Source organism: Streptomyces sp. NPDC002513, assembly GCF_053595355.1.
Genome location: NZ_JBSFXK010000002.1, coordinates 257,447 through 278,549 on the forward strand (window position 1 = coordinate 257,447; position 21,103 = coordinate 278,549).

Annotated in this window: 20 protein-coding genes and 2 tRNA genes; 16 read left to right on the forward strand and 6 right to left on the reverse strand. The window is 71.0% G+C overall.

What is annotated here, in order from left to right; all coding sequences use genetic code 11:
- The first annotated feature begins 56 nt into the window (after nucleotides 1-56).
- The 4 genes from ACWD5Q_RS02615 (at nucleotide 57) to ACWD5Q_RS02630 (ending at nucleotide 1,576) form a co-directional block, all read left to right on the forward strand.
- Nucleotides 57-377, forward strand: coding sequence for a hypothetical protein (locus ACWD5Q_RS02615; protein ID WP_451425155.1), 321 nt, complete (start codon nucleotides 57-59; stop codon nucleotides 375-377).
- 176 nt (nucleotides 378-553) lie between these two features.
- The gene (locus ACWD5Q_RS02620; RefSeq protein ID WP_451425156.1) at nucleotides 554-922 is read left to right on the forward strand and encodes a WhiB family transcriptional regulator; all 369 of its coding nucleotides are present in this window, start codon (nucleotides 554-556) and stop codon (nucleotides 920-922) included.
- Nucleotides 919-1,242, forward strand: a complete 324-nt coding sequence (locus ACWD5Q_RS02625; protein WP_451425157.1) for a hypothetical protein — start codon at nucleotides 919-921, stop codon at nucleotides 1,240-1,242. Before ACWD5Q_RS02620 ends, ACWD5Q_RS02625 begins: the two co-directional genes overlap by 4 nt.
- A 109-nt stretch (nucleotides 1,243-1,351) precedes the next feature.
- Nucleotides 1,352-1,576, forward strand: a complete 225-nt coding sequence (locus tag ACWD5Q_RS02630; protein ID WP_451425158.1) for a hypothetical protein — start codon at nucleotides 1,352-1,354, stop codon at nucleotides 1,574-1,576.
- Nucleotides 1,577-1,670: 94 nt separating this feature from the next.
- Here ACWD5Q_RS02630 and ACWD5Q_RS02635 read toward each other — a convergent pair whose 3' ends face one another.
- Nucleotides 1,671-3,020 carry an ABC1 kinase family protein gene (locus ACWD5Q_RS02635; RefSeq protein ID WP_451425159.1) on the reverse strand — a complete coding sequence of 450 codons (1,350 nt, stop codon included), beginning with the start codon at nucleotides 3,018-3,020 and terminating at the stop codon, nucleotides 1,671-1,673.
- The gene (locus ACWD5Q_RS02640; RefSeq protein WP_451425160.1) at nucleotides 3,013-4,251 is read right to left on the reverse strand and encodes a TOMM precursor leader peptide-binding protein; all 1,239 of its coding nucleotides are present in this window, start codon (nucleotides 4,249-4,251) and stop codon (nucleotides 3,013-3,015) included. The genes ACWD5Q_RS02635 and ACWD5Q_RS02640 overlap by 8 nt, the downstream gene beginning before the upstream one ends.
- A 213-nt stretch (nucleotides 4,252-4,464) precedes the next feature.
- On the opposite strand from ACWD5Q_RS02640, the gene ACWD5Q_RS02645 reads away from it, so the two are divergent.
- From ACWD5Q_RS02645 to ACWD5Q_RS02660, 4 genes are all read left to right on the forward strand, one after another.
- Entirely contained in the window at nucleotides 4,465-5,061 is a 597-nt protein-coding gene (locus ACWD5Q_RS02645) for a M48 metallopeptidase family protein (RefSeq protein WP_451425161.1), read from the forward strand.
- Nucleotides 5,062-5,337: 276 nt separating this feature from the next.
- Nucleotides 5,338-6,996: a TerD family protein gene (locus ACWD5Q_RS02650; RefSeq protein ID WP_451425162.1), complete on the forward strand. Its 1,659-nt coding sequence runs from the start codon at nucleotides 5,338-5,340 to the stop codon at nucleotides 6,994-6,996.
- A gap of 12 nt (nucleotides 6,997-7,008) precedes the next feature.
- Nucleotides 7,009-7,689 (forward strand): AIM24 family protein, encoded by a 681-nt coding sequence (locus ACWD5Q_RS02655; protein WP_451425163.1) that lies wholly within the window; start codon nucleotides 7,009-7,011, stop codon nucleotides 7,687-7,689.
- A gap of 15 nt (nucleotides 7,690-7,704) precedes the next feature.
- Nucleotides 7,705-8,460, forward strand: coding sequence for an AIM24 family protein (locus ACWD5Q_RS02660; protein ID WP_451425164.1), 756 nt, complete (start codon nucleotides 7,705-7,707; stop codon nucleotides 8,458-8,460).
- Between the two features lie 154 nt (nucleotides 8,461-8,614).
- Here ACWD5Q_RS02660 and ACWD5Q_RS02665 read toward each other — a convergent pair whose 3' ends face one another.
- Nucleotides 8,615-9,130, reverse strand: coding sequence for an NUDIX hydrolase (locus tag ACWD5Q_RS02665; protein ID WP_451425165.1), 516 nt, complete (start codon nucleotides 9,128-9,130; stop codon nucleotides 8,615-8,617).
- Nucleotides 9,127-10,560 carry a zinc-dependent metalloprotease gene (locus ACWD5Q_RS02670; RefSeq protein WP_451425166.1) on the reverse strand — a complete coding sequence of 478 codons (1,434 nt, stop codon included), beginning with the start codon at nucleotides 10,558-10,560 and terminating at the stop codon, nucleotides 9,127-9,129. Before ACWD5Q_RS02670 ends, ACWD5Q_RS02665 begins: the two co-directional genes overlap by 4 nt.
- Nucleotides 10,561-10,750: 190 nt before the next feature.
- On the opposite strand from ACWD5Q_RS02670, the gene ACWD5Q_RS02675 reads away from it, so the two are divergent.
- The 4 genes from ACWD5Q_RS02675 to ACWD5Q_RS02690 all read left to right on the forward strand — a co-directional run bounded on the left by ACWD5Q_RS02675 (nucleotide 10,751) and on the right by ACWD5Q_RS02690 (nucleotide 14,169).
- Nucleotides 10,751-11,914, forward strand: a complete 1,164-nt coding sequence (locus tag ACWD5Q_RS02675) for an SDR family oxidoreductase (RefSeq protein ID WP_451425167.1) — start codon at nucleotides 10,751-10,753, stop codon at nucleotides 11,912-11,914.
- A 272-nt stretch (nucleotides 11,915-12,186) separates the two neighbouring features.
- On the forward strand, nucleotides 12,187-12,648 hold the full coding sequence (locus ACWD5Q_RS02680; protein WP_451425168.1) for a molybdenum cofactor biosynthesis protein MoaE: 462 nt from the start codon (nucleotides 12,187-12,189) through the stop codon (nucleotides 12,646-12,648).
- A 177-nt stretch (nucleotides 12,649-12,825) separates the two neighbouring features.
- Nucleotides 12,826-12,990: a hypothetical protein gene (locus ACWD5Q_RS02685; protein ID WP_451425169.1), complete on the forward strand. Its 165-nt coding sequence runs from the start codon at nucleotides 12,826-12,828 to the stop codon at nucleotides 12,988-12,990.
- 81 nt (nucleotides 12,991-13,071) lie between these two features.
- Entirely contained in the window at nucleotides 13,072-14,169 is a 1,098-nt protein-coding gene (locus ACWD5Q_RS02690) for a YlbL family protein (RefSeq protein ID WP_451425170.1), read from the forward strand.
- A 116-nt stretch (nucleotides 14,170-14,285) separates the two neighbouring features.
- On the opposite strand, the gene ACWD5Q_RS02695 is transcribed toward ACWD5Q_RS02690, so the two are convergent.
- The gene (locus ACWD5Q_RS02695; RefSeq protein ID WP_451425171.1) at nucleotides 14,286-14,828 is read right to left on the reverse strand and encodes a PPA1309 family protein; all 543 of its coding nucleotides are present in this window, start codon (nucleotides 14,826-14,828) and stop codon (nucleotides 14,286-14,288) included.
- Between the two features lie 173 nt (nucleotides 14,829-15,001).
- On the opposite strand from ACWD5Q_RS02695, the gene ACWD5Q_RS02700 reads away from it, so the two are divergent.
- The 4 genes from ACWD5Q_RS02700 (at nucleotide 15,002) to ACWD5Q_RS02715 (ending at nucleotide 20,405) form a co-directional block, all read left to right on the forward strand.
- Nucleotides 15,002-17,977 (forward strand): UPF0182 family membrane protein, encoded by a 2,976-nt coding sequence (locus tag ACWD5Q_RS02700; protein WP_451425190.1) that lies wholly within the window; start codon nucleotides 15,002-15,004, stop codon nucleotides 17,975-17,977.
- 43 nt (nucleotides 17,978-18,020) lie between these two features.
- Nucleotides 18,021-18,094 (forward strand) — tRNA-Met (locus tag ACWD5Q_RS02705).
- Between the two features lie 272 nt (nucleotides 18,095-18,366).
- A complete protein-coding gene (locus ACWD5Q_RS02710; protein ID WP_451425172.1) occupies nucleotides 18,367-20,199 on the forward strand; it encodes a sel1 repeat family protein in 1,833 nt (610 codons plus the stop codon).
- Between the two features lie 132 nt (nucleotides 20,200-20,331).
- Nucleotides 20,332-20,405: transfer RNA gene (locus ACWD5Q_RS02715), tRNA-Met, on the forward strand.
- A gap of 263 nt (nucleotides 20,406-20,668) precedes the next feature.
- Here the strand turns inward: ACWD5Q_RS02715 and ACWD5Q_RS02720 are convergent.
- A complete protein-coding gene (locus ACWD5Q_RS02720; RefSeq protein WP_451425173.1) occupies nucleotides 20,669-21,085 on the reverse strand; it encodes a Fur family transcriptional regulator in 417 nt (138 codons plus the stop codon).
- Between the last annotated feature and the right edge of the window lie 18 nt (nucleotides 21,086-21,103).

Below are 21,103 nucleotides of genomic sequence, written 5' to 3' on the forward strand. Positions count from 1 at the left end.
ATCCGTCGGACTGGCTCACCCCCAGTCCTCCGAGACGCCGAGAGGAGGCGATTGAAGTGATCAGCATCAGGACCAGCTCCACCCGCACCGTCAAAATGACCGATCGCTCGGTCGTCTCCACGTGCATGCTCGGCGCCTTCGACCTGGGCACCGGTCTGTCCGGCATCCGTGCCGACCGCCCGGCGTCCTCCCTGCCTGTCACGGGTCTTCCCATCCGTGAGCGCAATGAGCGACCGATCAAGGCACTGGAAGCAGTAGCGGCACAGGCGCAGGCCTATGCCTTTGCGGCGGCCGGTGCCGGATTCCGGAAGCAGGCGACGCAGCACCACCTGATGTGGGCCTTCCGTGGGCCAGAACCCTGGAGTGATCCAGCCTGATCGGCGATCAGGCCGGCGCCTTCAGGGCCGCGGAACCCCATCCGGGATCCGCGGCCCTTCTGTTTTCCCCAACGGGGGACAGCAGACCGAAGGGGCCTCGGGACAAGAAAAGAACCCGGTACCAAGCCGCACCCCGGCCCAACAGGGCCGGAACGACCAGACGAGGAAGACGACCCGTGCAACTCGAAGCGCACGCCCCGTCCGTACCGCCTTCCGAAACGATCCCCCCGCCCGGCCTCACGGAGGACTCCACCTTGACCCCGCTCACCCCGCTCACCGCGCTCGACGACGCCATCGAGAACCTCGGCGTGCCCGTCCCCTGCCGCTCTTACGACCCGGAGGTCTTCTTCGCCGAGTCGCCGGCCGATGTCGAGTACGCCAAGTCCCTCTGCCGCACCTGCCCGCTGATCGAGGCCTGCCTCGCCGGCGCCAAGGAGCGGCGTGAGCCCTGGGGCGTCTGGGGTGGCGAGCTCTTCATCCAGGGTGTCGTCGTCGCCCGGAAGCGGCCGCGTGGCCGCCCGCGCAAGAACCCGGTCACGGCATGAACACCCCAGGAACGATCGACCGCCCCCACACGCACGACCCCAAGAAGCAGGCCCCGATGAAGCCGTCCACCAGCGAGCCCGCAGGCTCCGCGATCCCAGACGTCACCACCTCAGGCGCGAACGCCTCGCGTCAGAACAGGACCCGAGAGATGCAACTCATCCCAGAAGCCTTGGCTCGCGCGCATATGCGCGAGCGACTGCAGGAGGCCGAGCAGGAACGCCGGGCCGTGCGCCTGGCGATGGCCCACCGGATGCAGCGCAAGGCCGAGCGCGCCTCGCGGCGAGCCCGACGGGCGCTGGCCATCGCCGTGATGCAGTAGCCGCCCACCGTAGGCGGTGGGAAGACCTGGCGGGGGCCGGTCCGAATGGACCGGCCCCCGCGGTGCGTTGTGTGCTACGCGTCACACCGACGGCGATATCGTCACCGGAGTGAGGAGTCTTCCCGGAGACAGCGACAGCGGCGGCTCCGCGCGGCCGTCCGACACCACACAGGCCCAGAACCTCGTGTGCGCCCGCTGCGGCATGCCCGCCGACGATCCCCGACCCACCTGGACCTGCTCCGTCGAGAACGGAGTCCGCCACTACTTCTGCGACAGCTGCGCCCGGGACAACATCAGGGCGATCGAGGGGCGGCTGGACTCGGAGTGGTGGTAGAAGCGGCCCGGTTCCTGAAACCTCCGCTTCGGGGGCTTCCCCCTCCCCTCCCCTCCCCCCACCCCGCCCCCCATGAGCCCGTGATGCAGCACGGTCATGCCTCAGCTGCCGGTTCCTCCAGTAGGAAGCCCGGGAGCCACTCCTCCAGTTCGTCGCGCAGCCGGACCGTCGCGCCCAACTGGCACAGCACGCCGATGGTGCTGAGTGTCACCCGGTGTATGAGTAGGTACGCCGGGGGCAGGTTCAGCTGTTTGCCCAGCTGGTAGGCGGGGGAGCGCGGGTCGGCGATGCGGGCCGCCTGGCTGCGCATCCAGCCGCGGGTGAAGGTGAACTCGTCGGCCTGGGCGGGCTCGATGATCGGGAGGAGGTAGTCGAGGACCCCGTCGGGGTCGAGGCCGATGGACTCCTTGACGAAGCCCTCCTCGCAGAGGAGTTCGTAGACCGACTGGGCGTCGCCCTCGAGGGCCATGCGCAGGGACGGGCCGATCGGGGTCGGCAGACCGCCGGGGAGGCGGTCGACCGTGCCGAAGTCGAGGACGCCCAGGCGCCAGTCGTCCTTCTCGGTGGGGCCGGGCAGGAGACGGAAGTTGCCCGGGTGCGGGTCGGCGTGCAGGAGGCCTGTGCGGGCCGGGCCGGAGAAGAGGAAGCGGGCCAGTAGCTGGCCGGCGCGGTCGCGCTGCTCCTGGGTACCGTTTGCGATCACCTCCGACAGCGGCAGGCCGTCGACCCACTCGGTCACCAGGATCCGCTCGCACTGGTGCACCACATCCGGCACCATCACGTCCGGGTCGTTCGCGAACTCTTCCGCGTGCGCCCGTTGCGCCTGCGCCTCCAGGCCGTAGTCCAGCTCCTCGGAGACCCGGTCGCGTAGTTCTGTGATCAGCGGCTTGATGTCCATGCCCGGGATCAGGGGGCCGAGCAGGCGGGCGAATCGGCTGAGCTGGTTGAGGTCGGAGAGCAGTGCCTCGCCGGCGCCCGGGTACTGTACCTTGACCGCGACCTCGCGGCCGTCGTGCCACACCCCGCGGTGGACCTGGCCGATCGACGCGGCCGCCGACGGCTTGTCCTCGAATTCCTGGAACAGCTCGTGCCAGTTGGCGCCGAGGTGCTCTTCGAGTACGGCGTGGACCGTGCGTGTCGGCATCGGCGGCGCCGCCTCCTGAAGCTTCGTCAGGGCGGCCCGATAGGGTCCGGCGACCTCCTCGGGGAGTGCGGACTCGAACACGGACAGCGCCTGGCCGAACTTCATCGCGCCGCCCTTCAGCTCGCCCAGCACCTTGAACAGTTGTTCGGCGGTGCGCTGCTGGAGTTCGCGGCCGACGATCTCGGCGGACTCCCCGACGATGCGTTTGCCCAGACCCCACGTGGCCCGCCCGGCGAAGCCGAGCGGGAGCGCGGCGAGCTTGGCGGTACGGGTAACCGCCTTCCGGGGAAGATCAGACATGCGCCCTCCAAGTCCCAGACAGCCGTGCCGCGTGTGTCCTGCGGGACGAGTTCCTTGACGGCCGTCGCTCCGCCATTGTCTCGTGTGACTCCCCCTCCTTTGAGGTGTGTTTCTCCTTACCTTTCTCCGCCGCACCTTTCTCCGCCGCGCCGCACGCGCATGCGGGGTGCGGCCACACCGGTCGGGTGTGCCAGTGGAGGCGGGGCACGGACACCTCCCAGCGCGCGCCGACGCTGGAGGGCGCCTCGCCGTCGAGGAAGGCGAGCGCGTGTCCGGCGGCGACCCCGGCGACGGCGGTGGCCAGGGCGAGGTCGCACGCCTGGACCTGCCGTGGGCGTCCGGAGCGCCACTGGGCGACCAGTCGGGGCCAGGTCTCGTCCCGGTCGGTGCGGGCCCGGTCAAGGCAGCCCGCGCAGGCCGTGTCCCCCGGCAGGACGAACGGGCCGACGACTCCCGTGCCCTCCACCACCCCGGCATACAGATGGGGCACGCCGGAAGCGATCAGTGGTTCGGCGGTGAAGGGGTCGGGTGCGTGGACGTCCAGGCCGTCGCGTGGGGCGAGGATCACCAGGGAGAGTCCGAGGCCCGGTTCGTCATGGGGTGAGCGCCGGGAGGCGCGCTCCCGGCGTGGTGGCCGGTCCGGGGCGGCTGCTCGTACCGCGCGGCGGGCCGCCTCTTCGCGGCGTACGCCGATCGAGTCGGCCGGAAGACCGCCCGGTGCGACGTCCCATGGTTCGACGCAGCCGGTGTCGCGGACGTCGACCTCGCCGACGCCCGCGCCCGCGAGCAGTGAGGCGAGGACGGCTCCCACGCGGCCCGCGCCGCGGACTTGGACGCGATGGTTGCGGCGGGCGGCGAGGCGCCGGGCGGGCTCGCCCGGCGGGCGGGCGACGAGTGACAGTGATGCCAGGTCGGGCCGGAGGCGGTCCAGCACGGCGGCTTTCGCGCGCAGGGCGTCGGCCTGGGGGCCGCCGCCGGTGGTGTCGTCGAGCAGGCCCGAGCCGGTCAGGTTGTCGACCAGTGCGTCGACATGGCCGTCGGGCAGGCCCATGCCGCGGGCTTCCTCGCGCAGCAGCGGCAGACCGCGGGTGCCGTCGAGCAGGGTGAGGAAGCTGCCCGTCGCGGTGTCCATGGGCCCCAGCACCATGGCGTGTGCGGGTGCCATCCCGAATTGCACGGTGTTGAGATCGCGCCAGCCGCGCCGGAGCGCGGGCTTCACCATCGGATGCATGAGTGGCCCCCGTAGTTGTCGTAGGTCCCGGTTCGTCGGTGGGTGTTGTGGTGTGCTGACGGGTGTCAGGATGCCTGGGGAGGGTGGGGGTGTGCGGGGGGTTGTCCACAGGTGGGGGTGTTGGTCGTATTAGTCAAGCGGACGGGGTGTGGATCGCCGCAGAACCGTTCCGGAGGGGGGACTTCCCGTGTGTGCAGCGGGTAACGTCGGGGCGTGCCTGCCGATCCACTGCACCGCGCCCAAAAGCCACAGCGCAGCACGACCAGCCAGCCGCCGAGCGGCTCGGGGGCGAGCGCGATCGAGGTGCGCAGGAGCTCGCGTCGCCGTAGAACGGTCTCCGCGTACCGCGAGGGTGATCGCACCGTCGTGCTGATTCCCGCCCGGATGTCCGAGGCGGAGGAGCAGCGCTGGGTGACCGTCATGCTCGACAAGCTGGCCGCTCAGGAGAGCAAGCGGGTGGTCGGCGACGTGGAGCTGGCCGAGCGGGCGGAGCGGCTGTCGGGGCAGTACTTCGAGGGGCGGGCGCGGCCCGCCTCGGTGCGCTGGGTCACGAATCAGAACACGCGCTGGGGCTCGTGCACCCCGTCCGAGGGCAGTATTCGTCTGTCGCACCGGTTGCAGGGCATGCCGGAGTACGTCCTGGACTATGTCCTGCTGCATGAGCTGGCGCATCTGCTGGTGCCCGGGCACGGGCCGCGTTTCTGGCGATTGTTGGAAGCGTATCCGCGCACGGAGCGTGCCCGCGGGTATCTGGAAGGGGTCGTCGCGGCCGGCCGGCTGCCGCATCAGCCGGCGCCTCGCGCGGAGTAGCGGGGGCCGCCGCGGCCCCTCCTGTCCCGTTCTCTTCGTTCTTTTCCCCTGGTTTCGCTCCTGTCCCGTTTCCTTTCCTTCGCTTTCTCTTTTTTCACTTTCCCTTCCGTCCCGCTTTCTCCCGTGCCGTTCGCTCCCGACCCGTGAGGGGGCGTTGCCGGGCGCCGTCCGGGAAGCGGTTGTGTACCGGGTCTGTACCGGCTGCGTCCGCTGTGGGTGTTTGCCGTTAGCCTGGCGCGACACGCTCATACTCGGAACGGGGGACGGTCGTTACGCATGGCCAGGGAATTCCAGCGCGGCCACAAGGCCAGGATCAGTGACCTCACCGCGGGCACGGATCTGTACGTAGGCGTACAGATCGCCGGGCCCGGACTCACCTTCGACATCAGCTGCTTCGGTCTCGACGGCGACGAACGGCTCTCGGACGACCGGTACTTCGTCTTCTTCAACCAGCCGAAGACGCCGGAGGGGGCCGTTCAGCTCCTGGGGCCGCAGGCGGGCGACACGGAGTCCTTCCGGGTCACGCTCGACAGGATCCCACCGCAGATCGGGAAGTTGTCCTTCACGGCGACGATCGACGGCGCCGGGCAGATGTCGCAGATCGCCCCCGGATATCTGCGCATTGTGGCGGGCGGCGAGGAGGTGGCCCGTTACCCGTTCAGCGGCGCGGAGTTCACCACCGAGCGTGCGGTCATGCTGGGTGATTTCTATCTGAAGGACGTCTGGCGGTTCGCCGCGGTCGGCCAGGGCTTCGACGGCGGGCTCGAGGCGCTGCTGAAGAACTTCGGCGGTGAGGTCCTTGAGGAGGAGCAGTCGTCCGCGCCGCAGCAGCCGGCGGCCGGTGCGGCGCCCGGGTTCGCCCCGCCGGTCCAGTCGTCGGCGCCGCCCGCGTTCGGTGCCGCGACCGCCGCCCCGGTGCCGCAGCAGCCGCAGCCCGCGCCGCAGGGCTTCGCGCCGCCCTCGCCTCCCGCGCCCGCCCCGCCCGCTCCCGCTCCGTCCGTGCATGCCGCGCCCACCATCGTCGCGCCCCTGAGTACACCGCCCGGCGGCACCGTGCCGCCCCCGGGACCCGCGCCGTACACCCAGCCGCCCGGACAGCCGGGCCCGCCGCCGGACCACGGCGGGCAGCCGCCCGCCACGATGCCGCCCGGCTACGGTCAGCAGCCCCCGCCGCACCCCGGCTACGGTCAGCAGCAGCCGCCCTACGGCCAGGTTCCCGGCCAGGCAGGCATGCCCGCCCCGTACGGCGCTCCCCAGGGCGCCCCGCAGGCCGGTGCCGGTGTGGCCGCCGCGCTGCAGGCGTTCAAGGAGACACCCACCGGCCAGCGGTGGACGCAGCAGAACAAGAAGCTCGTCCGCGTCGACCTCGGCATCGGCGGCCAGCCCGTGCTGGCCCGGCAGGGCAGCATGGTGCTGTACCAGGGCAAGGTCGACTTCGGCTACAAGGGCGCCGGTTTCGTCGGGCGCATCGTGGGCAACGCGACCGGCCAGGAGATGCAGCTCATGCGCTGCACCGGCCAGGGCCAGGTGTTCCTCGCCGAGAACGCCACCCATCTGCACCCGATCGAACTCCAGGGTGACGCGATCTGCGTCTCCGCGGAGAACGTTCTCGCCTTCGACGAGTCCCTCCAGTACGAGGTCCGGCGCATCGAGGGGCACGGCATCCCCGGCGGCGCGCTGTTCACGATGCAGTTCCAGGGGACCGGCACGATCGTCGTGAAGACGCACGGCGCGCCGGTGGTGCTGCCCGTCACCCCGACGACGTTCGTGGACTCCAACGCCGTCGTCGCCTGGTCGGCGGCCGCCCAGGTCATCGTCTCCAGCCAGGTGCGGATGCGCCGCAACGCCTATCCGGGGGACACCGGGGAGGGCGTGAACCTGCAGTTCCGTGCCGCGCCCGGCAATTTCGTCGTCGTCCAGCCCTACGAGGTCTAAAGGGAGCCCGTCATGAACCAGCCGCTCGCGGGCTTCGCCCCCGCACCCGTCACCGCCCGCATGGAGAACCACGGCAGCCACATGCTGAAGGTCGCCCTGCAGACCGGGAACGACCTCTTCGCGCGCGTGGGGTCGATGGTCGCCTACGAAGGGTTCGTCACCTACGAGCCCAACCCGCCCGCCGTGCGCCAGATCGCGCGGGACTGGATCACCGGTGAGGGCGCGCCCCTGATGAAGTGTTCCGGGGACGGTCTGCTCTACCTCGCCGACTACGGGGCGAACGTCGTCGTCATCGGCCTGGGCGGGGACGCGATCTCCGTCAATGCCTCCAACCTGCTCGCCTTCGACGCGCATCTGCAGTGGGGTGTCGAACGCGTCAAGGGGCTCGCCAAGTTCGCCGGGCAGGGCATGTGGAACACGAAGATCTCCGGTCAGGGCTGGGTCGCCCTGACGTCCCGGGGCACGCCGATCGTCGTCGACTGCGGCGGCGGTGAGGACGAGACGTACGTCGACCCGGACGCCCTCGTCGCCTGGTCCCCGAACCTGAAGGTGAAGGGCAAGCGCAGCTTCAAGGCGCAGTCGCTCATCGGGCGCGGCAGCGGCGAGGCGTACCAGATGGCGTTCTCCGGGCAGGGCATCGTGGTCGTCCAGCCCAGCGAGGACAGCACCGACCGCCTCCGGATCCGGGGCTGAGGGGGACCGCACACCATGCAGAGCACGCTTTTCGGTTATAACGAGCAGCAGACCCAGGAGCGCTACAGCCTGCAGAACCCGCAGTTGCTGCGCGTTCTGCTGGAGGGCCATGACGACGTCCTGGCGCGCAAGGGCACCATGGTCGCCTACCAGGGCCTCATCGAGTTCGACGCCGAGTACCAGAGCCACGGCCAACAGCGCGCGCGTGCGCACACCGGCGAGGGCCTGGATCTGATGCGTTGTCAGGGACAGGGCACCGTCTACTTCGCCAACCTCGCCCAGTACGTCCACGTGATGGATATCGAGCGGGAGGGGCTCACCGTCGACAGCAGCTATGTGCTGGCGATGGACTCCTCGCTGCACTACGAGGTCATCGCCGTGGACAGCCAGTACGGCATCTCCGGCTCCGGCAAGTACCAGCTCAACATCACCGGGCACGGCAAGGTCGCGCTCATGACGTCGGGCGCGCCTCTGCTGATGCAGGTCACGCCGGACAAGTACGTCAACTGCGACGCGGACGCGATCGTCGCCTGGTCCACCGGCCTGCGGGTGCAGATGCAGGCCCAGACGCACTCCACAGGGGTGTGGCGCCGGCGCGGCAACACCGGTGAGGGCTGGGAGCTGAGCTTCATGGGCAGCGGCTTCGCGCTGGTGCAGCCCAGCGAGCTGCTGCCGCCGCAGAACGCGGCGATCGGGCAGGGGCTGCGCGCCCAGTACGGCATGGGCCAGCACGGGGCGCGGGGGCAGAACCAGGGCAACGTCTGGAGTTGACCGTCCGGGGCCGGATACCGGGGCCGGACAAGGGGCGACCGCAGGCGCGGCCGCCCCTTGCCTCATCTCTGCGTCTTCACGCCAGGTCCGCGCCGGCCCTCCCGCGCCGGCCCTCCCGCGCCGTCCGTGCGCCGCCGCGGCCTGGCGCGCGCCGTCACAGCCTGGCGCGCGTCGCCTCCAGCAGGCGTACGACCGAGTCGTCCGCCACGGCCGCCACCTCGTCGTAGGCGAACCAGCGCAGGTCCAGTGATTCGTCGCTGATCGCCTCGACGGCACCGGCCGGAGCGAGCGCCGCGTACTGGACGTCGAGATGCCAGGCGCACGGTGTGTGATGGCGGTCCAGGCGCACCGGGCCGCCGGGCAGCAGGGCAAGTCCCGCGATGCCCGACTCCTCCGTGGCCTCCCGCAGCGCGGCGGCCGCCAGCGTCCCGTCGGACGGCTCGCAGTGGCCGCCCATCTGCAGCCACATCCGCAACTTCCCGTGCAGGGTCAGCAGCACCCGGCCGTGCTCAGGGTCGATCACCAGGGCGCTCGCCGTGACATGCCCGTCGCCGCAGGCCTTCCACATGCCGTCCGGGTGCGCCGCCAAGTGGTCCAGATAGACCTGGCGCAGCTCTTCCTGGTCCTCGTAGCCCTTCAGAACGAGGACCGCGTCGTCGCGGAGGCTCACTCGGCGCCGTCGCCCTCGGTGTCGCCTTCGTCCTTCTTGGTGAGGTCGGTCTTCCCGGTGGAGCCGCCCGCCGCCTCGCCGAGCATCTTGTCCAGCTCGGAGAAGTCGAGCTGCTCACGGTGCACAAAGCCGTCCGGGTCGTCCAGGTCGGACGCCGTGGGCAGCATGTCCGGGTGCGCCCACAGGCCGTCCCGGCCGTCGACGCCGCGCGCGTCCGTCAGCGAGGCCCACAGGCGGGAGGCGTCCCGCAGCCGGCGCGGACGCAGCTCCAGACCGATCAGCGTGGCGAACGTCTGCTCGGCCGGGCCGCCCGAGGCACGACGGCGGCGCAGGGTCTCCCGCAGCGCGTCCGCGGAGCCCAGGCGCGGCTTCGCCGCTGCGTGCACCACCGCGTCCACCCAGCCCTCGACGAGCGCCAGCGCCGTCTCCAGACGGGCCAGGGCCGCCTTCTGCTCGGGTGTGTCCTCCGGCTGGAACATGCCCTGCTGGAGCGCCTGCTGCAGCTCCTGCGGGTTCTGCGGGTCGAACTGGCCGACGACGTCCTCCAGCTTGGCCGTGTCGACCTTGATGCCGCGCGCGTAGCCCTCGACCGCGCCGAACAGATGCGAGCGCAGCCACGGGACATGGGCGAAAAGGCGCTGGTGGGCGGCCTCCCGCAGGGCGAGATACAGCCGCACCTCCTCCTGGGGCACGCCCAGGTCCTTGCCGAGCGCCTCGATGTTCAGCGGCAGCAGCGCGGCCTTGCCGGCCGGGCCGAGCGGCAGGCCGATGTCGGTGGACCCGACGACCTCGCCGGCGAGTACGCCGACGGCCTGTCCGATCTGCGTGCCGAACATGGCGCCGCCCATGGAACGCATCATGCCGATCAGCGGGCCCGCCATGGCCTGCATCTCCTCCGGCAGGACATCGCCCATGGCAGCGCCGACGCGCTCGGCGACCGGGTCGACGAGCTCCTTCCACACCGGCAGGGTCGCCTCGACCCACTCCGCGCGGCTCCAGGCCACGGCGGAGCCCGCGCCGGACGGCAACGACGTCACATCGTCCAGCCACAGATCGGCAAGGCGGACGGCGTCCTCGACCGCGGAGCGGTCGCCGGGGCTCACGCTCGCGTCCTTCGTGCCGTCCGGGGTGCCCTGGGAGACCGTCTGGCGGGCGATCTGCTTGGCCATGTCCCAGTTCACCGGGCCGCCCTCGTAGGAGAGCATCTGGCCCAGCTGCTGGAACGCGGCGCCCAGGTCGGTGGGGTTCAGGGAACCGAACATCGCGGCGAGCGGGTTGTCGGCGCCGGCTCCGCCGGCTCCGGGCAACCCGAAACCGAGCGGGTTGGCCGGTCCCTGACCACCACCGCTCTGCTGGTCCTTCTTCTTGCCCTCGTCGCCGTTCTCCGGCTCCTCCGGCGGAAGGCCGAATCCGAATGGGGTGTCACTCACGGGATTCCTCGGCTGGTAAGGCCACCGGCTTTCTCCGGCGGCTGGCTGCCCGACAACACACCCAGCGTAGACACCCCGGCGCGATCGGGCCTGAGTGCTTCGCCGACACCCGGCCTGCGGCAGGATGGATGCCACCTGGTACGGCCGCGTGTGCCGCGCCCGTACTGAAGACAACCGCTGGAGACGCCCGGTGAGTTCCCCAGATCCACAGGTTCGCGCAGCGCGAAACCTCTCGGCCCGCCCGTCGCCCGACGACCGCCCCGGCCCGGCGGAGCAGCGCGCCGGGCGGACGCCCGCCCTCCGCGGGCCCGTCGTCGCGGTCACCGGCGCCGCGTCCGGTGTCGGCGCGCTGCTGACCGAGCGGCTCGCCACGTCCGACGCGATCAAGCAGGTCGTCGCCATCGACGAGCGGCGCGGGGAGTGCGCGGCGGCACAGTGGCACATCCTGGACGTGCGGGACCCGGCCATCGCGGAGAAGCTGCGGGGCGTGGACGCCGTGGTGCACCTGGCCCTCGACCTCGATCTGGAGACGGATCCCGCGGCGCGTACGGCATACAACGTGCGCGGAACGCAGACCGTGCTGACGGCCGCCGCGGCGGCCGGGGTGCACCGGGTGGTGCTGTGCACCTCGGCGATGGTGTACGGGGCGCTGCCGGACAACGAACTGCCGCTCTCGGAGGACGCCGAGCTGCGGGCCACGGCGGAGGCCACCGGGGTCGGGGACCTGCTGGAGATCGAGCGGCTGGCGCGGCGGGCGCCGCGCGCGCACCCGGGACTCAATGTCACCGTGGTCCGGCCGTCCGTGCTGGTCGGCGGCACGGACACCGCGCTGACCAGGTATTTCGAGTCGCCCCGGCTGCTGGTGGTGGCGGGTTCGCGGCCGGCCTGGCAGTTCTGCCACGTCGAGGACCTGTGCAGCGCCCTGGAGTACGCCGTCCTGGAGAAGGTGGAGGGGGAACTGGCCGTCGGGTGCGAGGGGTGGCTGGAACAGGAGGAAGTCGAGGAGCTGAGCGGGATCCGGCGGATGGAGCTGCCCTCGGCGGTCGCCCTGGGGGCGGCGGCCCGGCTGCACCGGATCGGACTCACGCCCTCGCCCGCCGGGGACCTCGCGTACACGATGTACCCGTGGGTGGTGAGCGGGAGCCGGCTGCACGACGCCGGGTGGCGGCCCCGGTGGACGAACGAGGAGGTCCTCGCGGAGCTGCTGCAGGAGGCGGCCGGGCGGCACACCGTGGCGGGCCGGCGGCTCGGGCGCAAGGACGCGACCGCGGCGGGTGCCGCGGGCGCCACGGTGGCTCTGCTCGGTGCGGCCGCGGTGGTACGGCGGGCGCGCAAGGCCCGGCGGAGGATCTGAGTCCGGGTGGCGGGCCAAGGTCCCCGTGCGACCTCGCTCCCGCCGCCCCGCGCGCCTGTCCGGCCCGGCTGCCGCGCCCGTCCCGCACGCTACGGCGGACAACACGTGGTGGAGCTGCCTCCGCCCGTTCCGCACAGCACGCCGGGAAAACCCCGCGGCCCGGCTCTACACGCCCGTACCGCTTCGTGGACCTTCCGAACGGGCACGCACGCGTGCCAGGCGTATCTTCCTTTCGTCTCGTCGCTCACGCACGCGTAGGGCACGATGGGGGCATGGCACCCCACAGCAACCACCCCGGTGAGCGGGCGGCGGACGATCCCATCAAGCTGCTGGCGATCCGCGACGCCCCGCTCTCCGTCGACGAGGTCTTCCAGGCCGTCGGGGACGACGCAGCCGGAGGGACGGTGCTCTTCGTGGGGACCGTGCGCAACCACGACGCCGGAGCGGACGTCGACGAGCTGGGATACTCCTGCCACCCCAGTGCCGAGGCGGAGATGCGGCGGATCGCCGAGAAGGTCGCCGCCGACTATCCCGTCCGGGCCCTCGCGGCCGTGCACCGCGTCGGCAGCCTGAGGGTCGGCGACCTCGCCGTGGTCGTCGCGGTGGCCTGCCCCCACCGGGGCGAGGCCTTCGAGGCGTGCCGCAGGCTGATCGACGACCTCAAGCACGACGTGCCCATCTGGAAGCACCAGACGTTCTCCGACGGCACGGAGGAATGGGTGGGCGCCTGCTGACCCCCGGGCGCCGCCCCGCCGCGCCGTCTGCCCCCGGCACACTCCTCTCATAGGGTTGACCAAGCCCTCACCCGGTCTCCGGTTGCGTAACCGGGCCCCTGACGCGAGCGTTGACATGGCGGATGGTTAATCTGCTGATCAGTCAGTTGCGGTCGATCATGGGGTTGGGAGGTCGGCATGGCGGCGCTCGCCTGGTTGCTGATTCCGCTTTTGGCTGCGATCGGTGCGGGACTGTGGGGCGGCTGGGCCGGCCGTCACCGCAAGACCGCGGGCGACGGCTCCGAGCTGGCCGGATACGCGCGGTTCCGCGAGGCCATGGAGAAGTCCCACTCCGGCACCTGAAACCTGCCGCCCGAGGGGCCGTCCAGGCGTACGGGACGGCCCCGGGGGTGCACGGACAGCAGCGTCCCGTACTGTCGTTCCATGCCACGCCGCACCGCGACGATGCTCGCCTCCACCCTGATGCTGATCGCGCTCCTGTGCGCGGGAGTGTTCATCAAAGTGCCGTACGCGGAGATGTCCCCGGGGCCGACGGTGAACACCCTCGCCGAGCACGACGGCGAGCCGGTGCTGCAGATCTCCGGGCGCACGACCTACCCGACGACCGGCCATCTGAACATGACCACCGTCCGGGTCACCAGCGCCGACTACAACATGAACCTGGTCGAGGCCGTCTACGGCTGGCTCGCGCCCGACAACAAGGTCGTCCCGCACGACACGCTCTACCCGGAGGGCAAGACCGAGCAGCAGTCCACCCAGGAGAACGCCGAGGAGTTCAGCCAGTCCCAGGAGAGCGCCAAGGTCGCCGCCCTGAAGGAGCTGGGCATTCCCGTGAAGTCCTGGGTGATCGTCGCCACCGTCCTCAAGGGCTCGCCCGCCGAGGGCAGGCTGCACGCCGGTGATGTCATCAAGGCCGTCGACGGGACGGCCGTGAAGGGACCCGACGACGTCGCCAAGCTGGTCACCCGGCACAAGCCGGGACAGGACGTCGCCTTCACGATCGTGCCCGCCAAGGAGCAGGCCGCGGCCGAGAAGGCGCAGAAGACGGCCACCCGGACCGAGAACGTGACGATCGCCACGGCGAAGTCCCACGACAGCGGCCGGCAGCGGGCCATCGTCGGGATCTCCGCCGGGACCGACCACACGTTCCCGTTCACGATCGACATCAAGCTCGCCGACGTCGGCGGTCCCAGCGCGGGGCTGATGTTCACCCTCGGCATCATCGACAAACTCACCCCGGACGACCTCACCGGCGGAAAGTTCGTGGCCGGCACCGGCACCATCGACGACGACGGGCACGTCGGCCCGATCGGCGGGGTCGAGATGAAGACCGTCGGCGCGCGCGACAAGGGCGCCCAGTACTTCCTCACGCCGAAGGACAACTGCGCGGACGCCGCCAAGGACACCCCCGAGGGCCTCACCCTCGTCCGGGTCAACACCCTCGACGACGCCCTGAACGCCCTCAAGGACATCCGCACCGGCAAGACCGCCGACCTGCCCAAGTGCACCACCAAGGGCTAACGCCGAGGCACGCGGACAGGCCCCGGGGCGCGTAGGACATCCGACGGGCGCGTACGACGACGGGGGCGCCCCCTGGAAGCCAGGGGCGCCCCCGTCGCCGTAGAACCGTGCGGGCCTCAGTCCGCGAACGTCGCCGACAGCGCCTCCGTGAGCCCCGGCACCAGGTCCGGGCCCGTCAGCACCTCCGTCGCCGCGTCCTTCTCGCGCAGCCGCAGCGCCGACTCGCGCGCACCGTCCCGCAGCACCGCCACCGTCATCCGCACCTCCTGGCGGTCCGGGTGCTCGGCGACCCACTGGGTGAGCTTCTTCTCGCTCAGCCCCTGCGGGACCGAGGCCTCCGCGGACGGCGGCAGCATCAGCCGCTCCACCGTGAGAGCGCAGCCGGCCACCGCGTCGGGCCAGGCGATGGTGGCGAGGAACTCGTCCAGCGGCCTGTCGGCGGGGATCTCCTCCTGCTCGATCGGGGTGAGGCCCGCGGCCTCGGGCTCGTCCTCCAGGCCGAGCTGGGCCGCGAGCGAGGGTTCCTGGGTCCGCAGCCGCGCGGTGTCTACGAGGGCGAAGAGGCGAGCGGGCTGGTCCCACCCGAGGCCGGAGACGTACTCGTCGATCTCGAGCACGGCCCGGGTGAGGGGACTCGCTGCCATGGGAGTGTTGGACATGGTCACAATCCTGCCTCGTTCCGACCCGGAAGCGGGAACCGAGTAAAGCGCCAGTAAGTTGCATAGGTGAGGCTCCGCGAGCGTGGAGCCTCGTCCATGGTCCGCGTTCACGGGGGCCTGACGGATCACACGGATCAACAGCGAACTTCGAGGTGCGCACCTTGGCTTTCCAGATGCCGGACCGCGGCGGAGGCCCGACGGGGCCGCGGATCAGAGTGGGCCGCCCGTCCGGGCGTGCCCGGACCCTGCTCATGACATTGGGGGTCCTCGCCGTCCTCGGCATGGCGTTCATCATGTTCGCCGGCTTCTGGACGGACTGGCTCTGGTACCGGTCGGTGAAGTACTCGTCCGTCTTCACGACCACACTGTGGACCAAGATCGGGCTCTTCTTCGTCTTCGGTCTGCTGATGGCGGCCGCGGTCGGCTTCAACGTCTGGCTCGCGCACCGGCTGCGCCCGCCGCTGAGCGCCATGTCCATGGAACAGCAGAGCCTCGACCGCTACCGGATGGGGATCGCGCCCTACAAGCGATGGCTGCTCCTCGCGATCACCGCCCTGGTGGGCCTGATCGCGGGCGCCTCCGCGGCGGGCCAGTGGCAGACCTGGCTGATGTGGGTCAACGGCGTCTCCTTCCACCAGAAGGACCCCCAGTTCCACCTGGACGTCTCCTTCTACGCCTTCGACCTGCCCTGGTACCGCTTCCTGCTCGCCTTCGGCTTCGCCGCCACGGTGCTGTCGCTGATCGCCGCCGCGCTCACGCACTACCTGTACGGCGGTCTCCGGCTCACCTCCCCGGGAGCGCGCGCCACGGCCGCCGCGACCGGACACCTGTCGGTGCTGCTCGGCGTCTTCGTCGCCCTGAAGGCGGTCGCCTACTGGCTCGACCGCTACGGGCTCGCCGTCAAGTCCAGCGACTTCAAGGCGACCGGCGACTGGACCGGTCTGAGATACGTCGACGCGAACGCCTACCTGCCCGCCAAGACCATCCTGTTCTGCATCGCGGTCATCTGCGCGCTGCTCTTCTTCGCCACCCTGTGGCGGCGCACCTGGCAGCTGCCCGTCATCGGCTTCGGTCTGATGGTCCTGTCGGCGATCCTCATCGGCGGGCTGTACCCGGCGATCGTGCAGAAGTTCCAGGTCCAGCCGAACGAGCAGGCCAAGGAAGCTCCGTACGTCACGAAGAACCTCAAGGCGACCCGCGAGGCCTACGGCATCGACGACGCCCAGGTCACCGAGTACCCCGGCACGAGCAGCACCAAGGACAAGAACACGCTGCGCACGGACGCCGACGCCACGGCAAGCATCCGCCTGCTGGACCCGAACGTCGTCTCGCCGACGTTCCAGCAGCTCCAGCAGATGAAGAACTACTACGCCTTCCCGACCAACCTGGACGTCGACCGCTACACCAAGGACGGCAAGGACCAGGACACGGTCATCGGCCTGCGCGAGCTGAACCTGGCGGGCATCCCGAAGCAGAACTGGATCAACGACCACTTCCGCTACACCCACGGCTTCGGCGTGGTCGCCGCCAAGGGCACCACCGCCGACAGCAACGGCCAGCCGGTCTTCACCGAGTCCGACCTGCCGTCCACCGGTGACCTCGGCACCTACGAGCAGCGGATCTATTACGGCGAGAAGACCACCGAGTACTCGATCGTCGGCGGCCCCCAGAAGGAGATCGACTACTCCGACGACAGCGGCGAGAAGACCACCTCCTACCGGGGCAACAGCGGCGTCAGCCTCTCTGACCCGGTCAACCGGGCCGCGTACGCGGTCGCGTTCGGGGAGCCGCAGATCCTCTACTCCGGCGCCATTGGCGACGGCTCGCGGATTCTGTACAACCGCACCCCCAAGCAGCGCGTGGAGGCGGTCGCGCCCTGGCTGACCATCGACGGCGACGCCTACCCGGCGGTCGTCGACCACCGGATCCAGTGGATCGTCGACGCCTACACGACGACGAACGGCTATCCGTACGCCTCCCGCACGACGCTCGGCGACACGACGGCCGACTCGCTCACCGCCGGGAACACCCAGCGCGCGGTGATGGCCCAGCAGAACCAGGTCAACTACATCCGCAACTCGGTGAAGGCGACCGTCGACGCGTACACCGGCGAGGTCAAGCTCTACCAGTGGGACACCAAGGACCCGGTCCTGAAGACCTGGATGAAGGCGTTCCCGGGCACCGTGGAGCCGCGGAGCGACATCTCGTCCTCGCTGATGTCCCATCTGCGGTACCCGCAGGACCTGTTCAAGGTCCAGCGTGAACTGCTCACCCGCTACCACGTGAAGGACGCCCAGACGTTCCTCAGCGGCAGCGAGGTGTGGCAGGTGCCGGACGACCCCACCAACAGGTCGGGCAACGCGGTGCCGCCGTACTACCTGAGCATGAAGATGCCCGACCAGTCCGCGCAGGCGTTCTCGCTGACGACGACGTTCACGCCGAACGGCCGCGACAACCTGAGCGCCTTCATGGCGGTCAACGCCGAGGCGGACAGCCCCGACTACGGCAAGATCAGAGTCCTGAAGCTGCCGACGAGCAGAACGGTCGACGGGCCCAAGCAGGTCCAGAGCCAGTTCAACTCCCAACAGGACATCGCCGAGTCGATCAGGCTCCTCAAGGGCGGTGACTCGGACATCGAGTACGGCAACCTGCTCACCGTCCCGATCGACGGCGGCCTGCTGTACGTCGAGCCGGTCTACGTGCGCGGCGGCGGCCTCAAGTACCCGCTGCTGCGCAAGGTGCTGGTGAGCTACGGCGGCAACACGGCGTTCGAGGACACCCTCGGCCAGGCGCTCGACAAGGTCTTCGGGGCGGAGACCTCGACCTCTCCGCCGGGGACCGGGAACACCAACCCGCCGCCGTCCGGCAACCCGACGGTCCAACGGGCGCTCCAGGACGCCCAGAAGGCCTTCGACGCCGGCCAGGAGGCACTCAAGAAGGGCGACTGGGGGGCGTACGGACAGGCGCAGAAGGACCTCCAGGACGCGCTGAAGCAGGCCGAGGAGGAGCAGTCCAAGGCCGGTAGGCCCACAGGCGGCAGCAGCGGCGGGAAGGGCGGCGCGCGTCCGACCGCCGGCCCGAGCGGATCGCCCAGCGGCTCACCGAGCGGCGGCCCGAGCGGCTCACCGAGCGGTTCGGGCGGCGGCTGAACCGAGAGCCCTCCCGCGCCGTGATACGGTTGCACCACAACGGCGCGGGGTGGAGCAGCTCGGTAGCTCGCTGGGCTCATAACCCAGAGGTCGCAGGTTCAAATCCTGTCCCCGCTACTGAAGTCGAGGGCCCGGATCCTGATCAGGATCCGGGCCCTCGGCGTGCGCGGGGACGCTACGACGGGGGCGCGCGGTCAGGCGACGGGGCGTACGACGACACGACGGGGCGTACGGCGTGACCTGGCGACTCAAGTGAAGTGGGGCCGAATACACGGCCAGTTGGCCGCTCCGTGTTTGACTTGTCTCTCTGTGGGCATGTCGACAAAACGCTGAAGTGACCTCACAGACTGCGGTATACCAGGTGTACCTGGGTTGCAGGTGGTGCGACGATGGACGTTATGGGGGACAAGGGAACTCTGTTCGAATCACGGCGAATTGTGTGGCCCGTCAAGCGGGACACGCTGGGTGAAAACGGTGAGGTCGTCGAGGCCGGTGAGGCCATCGAGGAGGCGCGCCACCGGCTCGCCGCCGAGGCCGGCGACAGGGAGGCGATGAGCGTCCTCGGGGCCATGCTGCTGCGCCGAGGCGATCTGGACGGGGCCGAGCCCCAGCTGCGCGCCGCCACCGCCGCCGGCGACCGTGCCGCGGCCAACAACCTGGGTGTCCTCCTGCATCAGCGGGGGTACGCCGACGAGGCCGCGGGTTGGTGGCGGGTCGCGGCTGTCGCCGGTTCCGCGGCGGCGGCGCACGCGCTCGGACGGCACCACCGCGAGCGCGGCGACGAGCCCGCCGCGGAGTACTGGCTGCGCCAGTCCGCGGAACAGGGCCACACCCTCGGCGCGTACGCGCTCGCGGATCTGCTGGAGCACCGCGGTGACGAGGGTGCCTGGCGGTGGATGCGGGCCGCCGCCGAGCGAGGGCACCGCGAGGCCGCCTACCGGCTGGCGCGGACGCTGGACCGCAGGGCCCTCGAGGCCCAGGAGACCGGCGATGACAACAGTATCGGCGCGTTGGCCCTGGAGGAGGCCGAGCAGTGGTACCGGCAGGCCGCCGCGCGCGGACACCGCCGGGCGGCGCTGCACCTCGGGGCGATCCTGGAGAAGCGGGGCGAGCTCAGGGAGGCCGGGCGCTGGTATCTGACGAGCGCCAAGGACGGTGAGGCGCGGGCCGCGTGCGCGCTCGGCTTTCTGCTGCGGGACGCGGGGGACAGCGAGAGCGCCGCCGTGTGGTGGCTGCGGGCCGCGCAGGAGGGCGACGGCAACGCGGCGAACGCGCTCGGCGCGCTGCACGCCGAGCGGGGTGAGACGCAGACCGCCGAACGCTGGTACCGGGCCGCGATGGACGCGGGCGACGTCAACGGCGCCTACAACCTCGGGCTGCTGTGCGCGGAGCAGGGACGCATCGCGCACGCCGAGCAGTGGTACCGGCGGGCGGCTTACACCGGGCACCGCGAGGCGGCGAACGCGCTCGCCATCCTGCTGCTGCAGGGCGGGGACGCGAGGGGCGCGGAACCGTGGTTCTCCAAGGCCGCGGAGGCGGGAAGCGTCGACGCCGCCTTCAACCTCGGGATCCTCCACGTGGGACGCGGCGACGACGCGACGGCCCTTGCGTGGTACGAGCGGGCGGCGGCCGCCGGGCACACCGAGGCGGCGCTCCAGGTCGGGATCGCGCGACTGCGGGAGGGGGACGAGCAGACGGCCGAGCGGCATCTGCGGTGCGCCGCCGGGGGCGGCAGCGCCGAGGCCGCCTACCGGCTGGCCGCCGTGCTGGACGCACGCCGCCCGCCCCCGCCCGCGCACGAACTGGGGGAGCCGTCGCAGGAGAAGAGCGAGTGCGAGGAGTGGTACGAGCGGGCGGCGACCCAGGGACACCGGCGGGCGCAGGTGCGGGTCGGGATGCTGGCCTCGGCGCGGGGCGAGGTCATGGAGGCGGCCCGGTGGTACCGGGAGGCGGCCGAGGGCGGATCGCGCAACGGGGCGTTCAACCTGGGACTGCTGCTCGCCCGGGAAGGGAGCGAGCCGGAGGCCGCGCTGTGGTGGACGCGGGCGGCGGACGCGGGGCACGGCCGGGCGGCGCTGCGGCTGGCCCTCGTGTACGCGCGGCGGGGAGAGCTGGTGGAGGGGCAGCGGTGGGCCGACCGGGCCGCCTCGCTCGGACCCGCCGGGGTGTCCGAACGGGCCGCGCGGCTGCGGGACGCGCTGCGGCAGGAGCTGTCGGCCTGACGGTCCGGCGCGGCAGGGGCCCGGCCCCCGCCGCGACGGACCGGTGACGGTCCGGGGACGGTCCGGGGACGGGCGGGCCGCGGAAGCGATTTGCCTCTGTCCACGCCCTTGACGTAATGTTGCGTTCACCGACGCGGGGTGGAGCAGCTCGGTAGCTCGCTGGGCTCATAACCCAGAGGTCGCAGGTTCAAATCCTGTCCCCGCTACTGAAGTCCAGGGCCGGAATCCGAAAGGGTTCCGGCCCTGGCGCATTGACGGCCGATGACCGCCCCAGTGGTGTCGGCCCGCCGGGCTGGAGGCCCGTTTTTGACCCTGAGCGACATGTGCTTGCCTGCCCGGGCAGAGTAGGCGGTCGAGTCCTGCGAAGAGCGCTCCCCATGGGGGAGGATCAGTCGTGATGGACGACGCGCCGTACACAGCACACAGCCCCGGCACCTCTACGGTTCCGGGGCCGTCGGGAGAGCTGCGGTTACGCCCTCGCGCAGTCCGGGCACAGGCCGCGGTACGTCACCTCGACGTTCGAGACCGTGAAGCCGAAGCGCTCCGAGGCCGGGAGGGCGGCCATCGGGTCGCCCGTCGGGTGGACGTCGCGGATCGCGCCGCAGCGGGCGCACACCAGGTGCTGGTGCGGCCGGTGGGCGTTCGGGTCGTAGCGCTTGGCGCGCTTGTCCGTGGCGACCTCGAGCACCTCGCCGAGGGAGACCAGCTCACCCAGCGTGTTGTAGACGGTCGCCCGGGAGATCTCGGGCAGCCTGGCGGCAGCTCGCGCGTGCACCTCGTCGGCCGTCAGGTGGACGTGTTCACCGTCGAGGACCTCGGCCACGACACGCCGCTGCGCGGTCATTCGCCATCCGCGTCCGCGCAGCCGTTCCAACAGGTCACTCATAAGACCAGCCTAACAGCA

Excerpts from the sequence above, each read along its gene's own strand:
- ACWD5Q_RS02695 (WP_451425171.1), bottom strand. The coding sequence starts at position 14,828 with ATGTCCAACACTCCCATGGCAGCGAGTCCCCTCACCCGGGCCGTGCTC.
- ACWD5Q_RS02710 (WP_451425172.1), top strand. The coding sequence starts at position 18,367 with ATGGACGTTATGGGGGACAAGGGAACTCTGTTCGAATCACGGCGAATT.
- ACWD5Q_RS02720 (WP_451425173.1), bottom strand. The coding sequence starts at position 21,085 with ATGAGTGACCTGTTGGAACGGCTGCGCGGACGCGGATGGCGAATGACC.
- ACWD5Q_RS02635 (WP_451425159.1), bottom strand. The coding sequence starts at position 3,020 with ATGTCTGATCTTCCCCGGAAGGCGGTTACCCGTACCGCCAAGCTCGCC.
- ACWD5Q_RS02655 (WP_451425163.1), top strand. The coding sequence starts at position 7,009 with ATGAACCAGCCGCTCGCGGGCTTCGCCCCCGCACCCGTCACCGCCCGC.
- ACWD5Q_RS02660 (WP_451425164.1), top strand. The coding sequence starts at position 7,705 with ATGCAGAGCACGCTTTTCGGTTATAACGAGCAGCAGACCCAGGAGCGC.
- ACWD5Q_RS02690 (WP_451425170.1), top strand. The coding sequence starts at position 13,072 with ATGCCACGCCGCACCGCGACGATGCTCGCCTCCACCCTGATGCTGATC.
- ACWD5Q_RS02650 (WP_451425162.1), top strand. The coding sequence starts at position 5,338 with ATGGCCAGGGAATTCCAGCGCGGCCACAAGGCCAGGATCAGTGACCTC.
- ACWD5Q_RS02625 (WP_451425157.1), top strand. The coding sequence starts at position 919 with ATGAACACCCCAGGAACGATCGACCGCCCCCACACGCACGACCCCAAG.
- ACWD5Q_RS02685 (WP_451425169.1), top strand. The coding sequence starts at position 12,826 with ATGGCGGCGCTCGCCTGGTTGCTGATTCCGCTTTTGGCTGCGATCGGT.
- ACWD5Q_RS02680 (WP_451425168.1), top strand. The coding sequence starts at position 12,187 with ATGGCACCCCACAGCAACCACCCCGGTGAGCGGGCGGCGGACGATCCC.
- ACWD5Q_RS02700 (WP_451425190.1), top strand. The coding sequence starts at position 15,002 with ATGCCGGACCGCGGCGGAGGCCCGACGGGGCCGCGGATCAGAGTGGGC.
- ACWD5Q_RS02640 (WP_451425160.1), bottom strand. The coding sequence starts at position 4,251 with ATGCATCCGATGGTGAAGCCCGCGCTCCGGCGCGGCTGGCGCGATCTC.